This is a genomic window from Endozoicomonas sp. YOMI1 (assembly GCF_024606345.1).
Classification (GTDB): Bacteria; Pseudomonadota; Gammaproteobacteria; order Pseudomonadales; family Endozoicomonadaceae; genus Endozoicomonas.
The window spans coordinates 1-1,745 of record NZ_JAHHPM010000516.1 but is presented as its reverse complement, the minus strand read 5'-3'; the positions used below and the strand labels follow the sequence as shown (position 1 = coordinate 1,745).

Sequence of the window (1,745 nt, the reverse complement as noted above, 5' to 3'; positions counted from 1 at the left end):
GGCCACAGACTGCTGTTTTCAAGGGCTGATGGGTTTTCGGACAAGCACTAATTACCAGACCGGGGCGTTTACCATTCTGGCCTTGCAGAATTACAACTCCAGAATTTTATGCTCCCAAAGTTTCATCTTCCATAGCCATCACCCTGACTGCCTGCATTGCCAGAAATTCGTTTTGAGCTATCGGCATGCTGGCTATTTGCAGATTCATGCAATTGTCTTCAGTAAACTCCAAGCGAAAATCCATGATAAAACGACGATCTTCAGCAAAGTTCAAGCGCCTTTGGTCAATAATGCCACAGAGCTTGCTGGCGAGCATGCCATCGGGGTCATTAAAGCACTCGTCCAGTTTCCTCTCAATCAAAATACCCCATAAAAAATCCTCGAACTCTTCCGAACATGTGCCTATATTCCAGCAACAACAGACCAGCTCACAAATATCCCTAATACCGTCCTGATCCCAGCTGGAATCATAAAGGGGCTCGGAAAAGTCTGAAATATGATCGGACATACGGGAAAGCCCCAGGTTTTCCGAGGTATCGGCAACGCAAGGATTCCTTATCTTATCGATAGCGTTGCTGGATATCCTGTTAAGCTTTTTAAACAACTTTTTCCGCTCCCGATCCTGTTGGCGGCGCTGCTTGCGAGTCACTGATGTCAATTTATATTACCTCTGCGATATCCCGGCTGAACCAGCATCAGGAAAGCGGAATAAAACCAAATATTTCATTTTCCTGATCAATTGCACATCTTTCCTCTTTGGGTTTCTTAGAGCACTCTTTGCAGATATGGTCCTTATGCCATTTACCAGAAAACGGTTCATTTGGCTTGTTACAGGCACAAATCCTACAGTAATGGCCCATTGGTAACTCTTAGTTTATTTCATCGATAAATTCATCTTCCTCAATAGCTTTTTGGATAGCGTCATCCAGCCTGATCAATAACTCTGACAGGGTTTCTCCGGATTTCCTGGCAAGCATAGCCAGGCAACTGCTTTCATCCACTGCCGTCGCTCCCTCAAAAGGACCGATTGAGCCTATGGTTATTTCGCCACCGCTCTCAATCAAATCATTCAAGTATGCCAACTGATCAATACTCATTTCGTAGTCTATTTTGCTGCTATTGCTAACCCAGACAGGAATATAGCATGTAAGATATCAAACAGATCGTAATAAACGACTGGACTCATTAAGTAATATTTTTCGCCCAGCAAGCTCTTTAGTGGTTAACAACTCATGGTAAATTTCGATGTATCGTTTTCTGATACGGCGAAACTCAAGTGAGCCATACGCCTCACCCATCCACTCCCGCTCGTTATCCGTAATCGCGTTATTGACCTCTTCTGGCAAGTCATAAATATAATCCAGGTTGTGGAAGTTGGATGCATGCCAGATATCCTATTCCTGCTCGAGGGGCTGGCCCAGCACGTAAGGAATCAGATAAAGATTTAACAGCATCAGATCCGCCAGCCTGTATCGTGCTTCTACCGGTTTGTTCATTCTCAGCAAGCCCAGAGACCAGCACAATTTGTGGATCGGTTCGCCCGCATCATCAGGAAACTCCTCCTGCTACCAGTTAAAGTAACTCTCTGACTTTTTCAAATCGTTCAGAACAAGATAAAGATTGAACAGAACATATCGTTTACCACTCTTGATTAAAACCGCAACGAGCGCAACATTCGTTGTTATGATCTAAGGCTCAAGCTGCCTTTATGCCAGTCCAAAATACAATACACCACCCTGGAAACA

The 1,745-nt window shown here is 44.4% G+C and carries 3 protein-coding genes; all 3 read right to left on the bottom strand.

Going from position 1 to position 1,745, the window contains the following annotated elements:
• Window positions 1-106: 106 nt before the first annotated feature.
• The 3 genes from KDK15_RS18370 to KDK15_RS18360 all read right to left on the bottom strand — a co-directional run bounded on the left by KDK15_RS18370 (window position 107) and on the right by KDK15_RS18360 (window position 1,346).
• Window positions 107-658 carry a hypothetical protein gene (locus KDK15_RS18370; RefSeq protein ID WP_257296847.1) on the bottom strand — a complete coding sequence of 184 codons (552 nt, stop codon included), beginning with the start codon at window positions 656-658 and terminating at the stop codon, window positions 107-109.
• 211 nt (window positions 659-869) lie between these two features.
• A complete protein-coding gene (locus tag KDK15_RS18365; protein WP_257296846.1) occupies window positions 870-1,097 on the bottom strand; it encodes a hypothetical protein in 228 nt (75 codons plus the stop codon).
• A 57-nt stretch (window positions 1,098-1,154) separates the two neighbouring features.
• Window positions 1,155-1,346 carry a hypothetical protein gene (locus KDK15_RS18360; RefSeq protein WP_257296845.1) on the bottom strand — a complete coding sequence of 64 codons (192 nt, stop codon included), beginning with the start codon at window positions 1,344-1,346 and terminating at the stop codon, window positions 1,155-1,157.
• Window positions 1,347-1,745 lie beyond the last annotated feature (399 nt).